The 6,120-nt window shown below is 69.4% G+C and carries 8 protein-coding genes; 3 read left to right on the top strand and 5 right to left on the bottom strand.

The features are described from left to right. Window positions 1-21: 21 nt before the first annotated feature. Both ACWGIU_RS01970 and ACWGIU_RS01965 read right to left on the bottom strand, forming a co-directional pair. On the bottom strand, window positions 22-438 hold the full coding sequence (locus ACWGIU_RS01970) for a CBS domain-containing protein (protein WP_453701760.1): 417 nt from the start codon (window positions 436-438) through the stop codon (window positions 22-24). Between the two features lie 70 nt (window positions 439-508). Beyond that, window positions 509-784, bottom strand: a complete 276-nt coding sequence (locus tag ACWGIU_RS01965) for an isoamylase early set domain-containing protein (RefSeq protein ID WP_453701759.1) — start codon at window positions 782-784, stop codon at window positions 509-511. Window positions 785-1,056: 272 nt separating this feature from the next. Here ACWGIU_RS01965 and ACWGIU_RS01960 point away from each other — a divergent pair, with 272 nt between their 5' ends. Then, window positions 1,057-1,611 carry a phosphatase PAP2 family protein gene (locus ACWGIU_RS01960; protein WP_453701758.1) on the top strand — a complete coding sequence of 185 codons (555 nt, stop codon included), beginning with the start codon at window positions 1,057-1,059 and terminating at the stop codon, window positions 1,609-1,611. A gap of 99 nt (window positions 1,612-1,710) precedes the next feature. Here the strand turns inward: ACWGIU_RS01960 and ACWGIU_RS01955 are convergent, their stop codons facing one another. Further along, window positions 1,711-2,109 (bottom strand): J domain-containing protein, encoded by a 399-nt coding sequence (locus tag ACWGIU_RS01955; RefSeq protein WP_453701757.1) that lies wholly within the window; start codon window positions 2,107-2,109, stop codon window positions 1,711-1,713. 133 nt (window positions 2,110-2,242) lie between these two features. Here ACWGIU_RS01955 and ACWGIU_RS01950 point away from each other — a divergent pair, with 133 nt between their 5' ends. Then, window positions 2,243-2,644: a hypothetical protein gene (locus ACWGIU_RS01950; RefSeq protein ID WP_453701756.1), complete on the top strand. Its 402-nt coding sequence runs from the start codon at window positions 2,243-2,245 to the stop codon at window positions 2,642-2,644. Between the two features lie 136 nt (window positions 2,645-2,780). On the opposite strand, the gene grpE is transcribed toward ACWGIU_RS01950, so the two are convergent. Continuing rightward, window positions 2,781-3,434, bottom strand: coding sequence for a nucleotide exchange factor GrpE (gene grpE / locus ACWGIU_RS01945; protein ID WP_453701755.1), 654 nt, complete (start codon window positions 3,432-3,434; stop codon window positions 2,781-2,783). Continuing rightward, a complete protein-coding gene (dnaK, locus tag ACWGIU_RS01940) occupies window positions 3,431-5,278 on the bottom strand; it encodes a molecular chaperone DnaK (RefSeq protein ID WP_453701754.1) in 1,848 nt (615 codons plus the stop codon). Before dnaK ends, grpE begins: the two co-directional genes overlap by 4 nt. Window positions 5,279-5,532: 254 nt before the next feature. On the opposite strand from dnaK, the gene ACWGIU_RS01935 reads away from it, so the two are divergent. After that, a complete protein-coding gene (locus ACWGIU_RS01935; RefSeq protein WP_453701753.1) occupies window positions 5,533-6,072 on the top strand; it encodes a sugar transferase in 540 nt (179 codons plus the stop codon). The last annotated feature ends 48 nt before the right edge of the window (window positions 6,073-6,120 follow it).

The following is a 6,120-nucleotide window of genomic DNA, read 5'->3' as shown; positions in this document are numbered from 1 at the left end:
GGCGGGGTGACGGGAGCCGTCTCAGTCGGCGGAGAGGGCCTGGAGGAGGTCGCCGACCTGCGGGTCGGGCAGGGCGCGCGCAACATCCGCCTGGGCGACGATACCGACGAGCCGGTGGCCGTCGATGACAGGCAGACGGCGTACCTGATGCTCGCTCATGGTGCGCATGATCTCGGCAGCGTCGTCGTCGGCGCCGATGGTGACCGCCTCACCCTGCGCCAGCTCTCCGGCCTTGACCTCGCCCGGGTCCTTGCCCACGCCCAAGACCTTCACGACGATGTCGCGGTCGGTCAGCATGCCCTTGAGCCGGTCGTCCGTGCCGCAGATCGGCAGCGCTCCGACGCCCATCCGTGTCATCTTCTTCGCGGCCTCGAGGACCGTCTCCTCGGCGCCGATGCACTCGGCGCCCTCCGTCATGATCTCGCGTGCCGTGGTCATCAGGCCGCTCCGTTTCTCCGAGGTGGTGTCGTCGCAGTCGTGTCGCGTTCGGGCCGTGGCCGGCGCCGGCTCAGGTGTGCAGGCGGCTGTTCGCACCGTCGTGGCTGTCGGCCTGGTCCTCGTCGAACCAGTAGTCGCCGGCGGCCAGGTAGCGGAAGGAGTGCACGCTCTTGCCGGGCAGGGCGATGGTCACGGCCCGGGAGCCGTCCTTGCGGGGTACCAGGGTGTGGGCGCCGGGCTGCCAGTCGTTGAAGTCACCCACCACGCTGACCGGGCCGGGAGGCGTATCGGCCGGGAGGACGAACGTGACCTGGGTACGGTCCTTGAGCTGCTTGCGTTCCAGCACGGAATGACTCCTGCGGCAGGGACGGTGGGTCGCGTGCCATCCTCCATCCGGTGCCACCGGTCAGCGGCCGGACACGGCCGTGACCGGGTACTCGTTCACCCGCCCGGCGCGGGATCGGAGCGCAGAGGGAACGGTTTCGCCGGCGGTGTCCGCGCCTGCGGAAGATGCGCAGCGCCGGAAGATCACCTGCTCCGCCGGCTTGCGGTCCTCTCGCACGCCGGTATGGTCCGCGATGCTCGGGGAAGTGGCCCCGTATGAGGATCCTCGCCGCCTTGCGTGATCGTGATCATCGGCTGACGCGCCGCGTGGCCGCCTGGGACTCCCCCTGGGCGCGGCAGCTGCTGCCGCCGGTCGAGGAGGCGGCCGAACACACGAAGCTGTGGTGCGTGGCGGCCACCGCCATGGCTGTGGGGGGCGGTCGGCGGGGGCGTCGGGCCGCGGCCGCCGGCCTCGCCGGCATGGTGGTGGCGGAGGTGCTGTCCAATGGGGTGGCGAAGAAGCTCGTCGTGCGGCGCCGGCCTCCCACGGAGTGGATCCCCCACCACGACGTCGAGGACCGGCCCGACAGCTCGTCGTTCCCGTCCGGGCACACCGCCGCCGCCGTCGCCTTCACCACCGCCGTAGCCCGCACCTGGCCGCTGGCCGCGGCCGCATGCGCCGTCCCCGGATTCCTGGTGGGAATCGAACGGATCCACAGCGGTGCGCACTACCCCTCCGACGTCGCCGCCGGCACCGTCATCGGCCTGACCGCCACCGCCCTCGTCCGCGCGGCACCACACCTTCCGAAGCGAATAGCCGCAGCACGTGTCAATCGCCGGAAAAATTGACGGAGGAGATACTCCACTCGAACTCGGCTGGTGCACACTGTCTATCAATACCGCGAAATTACTGGAGCCCGAGCGCAAACTGGAAAGTTATTACGGGAACTAAATGCCGTAAAGTAGCCACGCCATGATTCGGTCGAATGGGTCTCCGTGCGGCTGCGACGCAAGCGTACGGGGGTCCAAGGCAGAGCGCAGGTGCGACCCGGCGCCGGCGTCGGTCGCGGACCTCACCCGTACGGGTATCCGTACCGGACGGCCGGCCTCCTGCTGCTTTTGTTCGCGTTCGGTGTCGTAGACGGAGCGCCGCCGTGGATCATGCAGGATCCGGTAGGCCTCGATGACTTCGGCGAGTTCCGACCCGGCCGACGGCCCGCTGGGGCGGGCGTCAGGGTGCAGAGCACGGATCAGTGTGCGGTAGGCGCTGGTGATCTGCTCCGGCGACGCCTCCGCCCGGAGGCCGAGGACCGCGTAATGGTCGCGCGACGGACGCCGGCCGCTCATCTCTCTCACCTCCGGAAAAAATCTGGAGCAACCTTCTCTCCCCCGTCATAAAACCTGCGGGCGAGGTTGTCAAGCCAATCGTCAGGGGTATATCGATTAAGGACGACGAGCCATCCGGAGGGAGGTGAGGGATATGATCACCGAGATGGCATTGGAGCGGGTGGAATTCACGTGCGGCCGGTGCTGGCATGACTGGAGCATCGACTACGACGTGCAGCAGTACAGCGATGAGGACGGCGCCTGGGAGTACTTCTCACGCGACGGAATTCCCGTACCCTCCCCGTACACTCCCGCCGGCGCATCACCATGTCCGGTGTGCGGCCGACACTGGGTGGGCCGCCTCCGTGCCCGCAGGCTCATCCCCGCAGCGCCGGGCCCGGTCGGCACGCCGCGCGAGAAGGTCACCGACGCGCCTCGTCACCGGCCCGAACGGCGTGGCGCGCCCTTGCTCCACTCCACCGCGCACACCCAGCCCGAGCAGTTCGAAGTGGGCGCACAGCGTCGCGAGCAAGCCTCTGCGGCCGCTCCTGACTGAGCCTCGTCCACGGTCCGCAGGGACATCGACATCTCTCGGAGGACGTGCCCGGCGCCGCATCGGCCACCGTGGGCCGGGGATCAGAACGCGTGCGGGGAAGCCGTTCCCGGCTTCCCCGCCGCTTGACTGCGCCGTGTCAGGCCGGTGGCGGCCTGGTGCCGCCATGTCCCGGTCGGGCCTGGTCGGGCGGTTCACTCACCGTCACCTGGGCCGGGCGCAGGAGGTGGTGCCCCACGCGGTAGCCGGGCCGGTGCACGGTGGTGCAGGTCGGCCGGTCGACCTCGTCGGACCGCCGGTACGAGATCGCTTCGTGCTGGGTGGGGTCGAAGGGCTCTCCCGGCGCCCCGACTTCCTGCAGGCCGAGGGTGGCGAGCTGGGTTTCCAGCGCGTCGGCCACCGCCCGGAGGCCCGGGTCGGGTTCACCGTGCTCGCGTGCCCGGCCGATGGCGTCGAGGACCGGAAGCAGCCCTCCGAGGACGTTGGCGACCGCGATCTCCCGTATCGCGAGTCGGTCGCGCCGCACCCGCTTGCGGTAGTTGTCGTACTCCGCCTTCAGCCGCTGCAGGTCGGCGGTGCGCTCCGCGAGCTGCGTCTCCCATGCCTCGGGCGGGCTGCCCGCGGCCGGAGGGCCCGGAGTTCCCGGCTCTCCGGCGCGTGGCTGCGCCTCCTGTTGCGGAGGAGTGCTGTCGGGCGCCCTCAGCTGGAGGGTGACGGGGTCGATGCGCCGCTTGTCGCGGATGACGACGGGCGGCTGCCTGCGCGGCCCGTCGAAGGACTTCGGCCGGCTCATCCCGTGTCTCCCTTCGCCCTCTCCTCGTCGACGATCTCGGCCTCGACGACTTCCTCGTCCTCTCCTGACGGTTCGCCGTCGGATGCCGCTCCACCGTCGCCCGCAGAGCTCTGTGCGTGGGCGTAGAGGGCGGTGCCGATCTTCTGGGCGGCCGTGCTCGCGCGCTGCGTCGCGTTGCGGATGGCGGTGGCGTCCTCGCCCTTGAGCGATTCCTTCAGCTCGGCGACGGCGGACTCGACCTCGGTCTTGACGTCGGCCGGGACCTTGCCCTCGTTCTCCCGGAGCAGCTTCTCGGTCTGATAGACGAGCTGTTCGGCGCTGTTGCGGGTCTCGGCCTCCTCCTTGCGCCGGCGGTCCTCCTCGGCGTGCTGCTCGGCCTCGCGAACCATGCGGTCGATGTCCTGGCGGGGCAGGGAGGAGCCGCCGGTGACGGTCATCTTCTGCTCCTTGCCCGTGCCGAGGTCCTTGGCCGTGACGTGCATGATGCCGTTCGCGTCGATGTCGAAGGAGACCTCGATCTGCGGGACGCCACGCGGGGCCGGGGGCAGGCCCGTCAGCTCGAACATGCCGAGCTTCTTGTTGTACGCCGCGATCTCGCGCTCGCCCTGGTAGACCTGGATCTGCACGGACGGCTGGTTGTCCTCGGCCGTCGTGAAGATCTCGGAGCGCTTCGTCGGGATCGTGGTGTTGCGCTCGATCAGCTTGGTCATGATGCCGCCCTTGGTCTCGATACCGAGGGACAGCGGGGTCACGTCGAGGAGCAGGACGTCCTTGACCTCACCCTTGAGCACGCCGGCCTGGAGGGTGGCGCCGATGGCGACGACCTCGTCCGGGTTGACGCCCTTGTTGGCGTCCTGACCGCCGGTGAGTTCCTTGACGAGCTCGGCGACGGCCGGCATACGGGTGGAGCCGCCGACCAGGACCACGTGGTCGATCTCGGACAGCGCGATGCCGGCGTCCTTGATGACGTTGTGGAACGGGGTCTTGCAGCGGTCGAGCAGGTCCGCGGTCAGCTGCTGGAACTGGGCGCGCGTGAGCTTCTCGTCCAGGTGCAGCGGGCCCTCGGCGGAAGCCGTGATGTAGGGCAGGTTGATCGTGGTCTCCGTGGAGGAGGACAGCTCGATCTTCGCCTTCTCGGCGGCCTCGCGCAGACGCTGGAGCGCCATCTTGTCCTTGGACAGGTCGACGCCGTGGCCGTTGGCGAACTGCTTCACCAGGTAGTCGACGACGCGCTGGTCCCAGTCGTCGCCACCGAGGTGGTTGTCACCGTTGGTGGCCTTCACCTCGACGACGCCGTCGCCGATCTCCAGGAGCGACACGTCGAAGGTGCCGCCACCGAGGTCGAAGACGAGAATGGTCTGGTCGTCCTTGTCGAGGCCGTAGGCCAGGGCGGCGGCCGTCGGCTCGTTGACAATGCGCAGGACGTTCAGGCCGGCGATCTCGCCCGCCTCCTTCGTCGCCTGACGCTCGGAGTCGTTGAAGTAGGCCGGGACGGTGATGACCGCGTCCGTGACCTTCTCACCCAGGTACGCCTCGGCGTCGCGCTTCAGCTTCTGCAGGATGAAGGCGCTCATCTGCTGCGGGTTGAAGTCCTTGCCATCCAGGTTGATCTTCCAGTCAGTGCCCATGTGGCGCTTGACGGAGCGGATGGTCCGGTCCACGTTCGTGACCGCCTGGCGCTTGGCCACCTCGCCGACGAGGACCTCGCCGTTCTTGGCGAAGGCGACGACGGACGGCGTGGTCCTGGCGCCCTCGGCGTTGGTGATGACGGTGGGCTCGCCGCCTTCCAGAACGCTGACGACGGAGTTAGTGGTGCCCAGGTCGATGCCGACCGCACGTGCCATTTCAATTCCTCCAGCTGACTTGAGTGGAACAGGCTCAACCATGCCGCATCGCCGGGCTTCCGTCAACAGAAGTGAGTCGAGTCGACTCAACCTTTAGCTAGTACTTACGCGCAAGGTTGGCGCGGACGGGCCCGTCGGCGCTTGCGGCGCAGGGGTCCGGGGGCCGCGTCCCCACACGCGGCGGCGCGGCCGAACGGGTCACCGCAGCCGCGCGCCACCGCCGGACCGCCGGAGGCATGCGGCAACGTTCTGGCATGCCGCCCACTCTCACCGCCCCCCTGCTACGGGCCCGCTTCCCCACGGTCCCGCCCGCGAAGAGGGTGTTCGACCTCGCCGGAGCGGCGATCCTGCTGGTCCTGTGCGCACCCGTCCTGGCCGCGGCCATCCCCCTGCTGTACGCGACCCAGGGCGGGCGGCCTTTCGTACGGGAGGCGGCGGCGGGCCTGGCCGGGCGGCCCTTCCGGACCTGGCGGCTGCGCACCGACGACGGCGCCGGCCGGATCGGCGCGGCCCTGGACCGCTGCGCCCTCGACGGCCTCCCTCAGCTGCTGAACGTGATCCGCGGCGAGATGTCCCTCGTCGGACCGCGACCGGAGACCCGCACGGACCGCCCCGAGCGACTCCTCGTACGCCCCGGAATGACCGGGTTGTGGCAGGTCAGCGCGCGCTCGGACCTACCCTGGGAGGAGATGACACTGCTGGACCGGCATTATGTGGAGAACCACTGGCTCGGGATGGACCTCGCGATCTTGGCGCAGACCCCGCGCGCGGCGTACCGGCAAAGGGTCGCCTGAGCGACACAGATCACCGCACGCTCAGCTACATTGCGGCGTCGGGAATGG

Source organism: Streptomyces sp. NPDC054840, assembly GCF_053611065.1.
Note: the sequence above shows the minus strand (reverse complement) of the source record. Positions and strands in the feature narration are given on the sequence as shown.

Bases quoted from the DNA above. Each gene is read 5' to 3' on its own strand.
- ACWGIU_RS01935 (WP_453701753.1), top strand. From the start codon at position 5,533: ATGCCGCCCACTCTCACCGCCCCCCTGCTACGGGCCCGCTTCCCCACG.
- ACWGIU_RS01955 (WP_453701757.1), bottom strand. From the start codon at position 2,109: ATGAGCGGCCGGCGTCCGTCGCGCGACCATTACGCGGTCCTCGGCCTC.
- ACWGIU_RS01950 (WP_453701756.1), top strand. From the start codon at position 2,243: ATGATCACCGAGATGGCATTGGAGCGGGTGGAATTCACGTGCGGCCGG.
- ACWGIU_RS01970 (WP_453701760.1), bottom strand. From the start codon at position 438: ATGACCACGGCACGCGAGATCATGACGGAGGGCGCCGAGTGCATCGGC.
- grpE (WP_453701755.1), bottom strand. From the start codon at position 3,434: ATGAGCCGGCCGAAGTCCTTCGACGGGCCGCGCAGGCAGCCGCCCGTC.
- dnaK (WP_453701754.1), bottom strand. From the start codon at position 5,278: ATGGCACGTGCGGTCGGCATCGACCTGGGCACCACTAACTCCGTCGTC.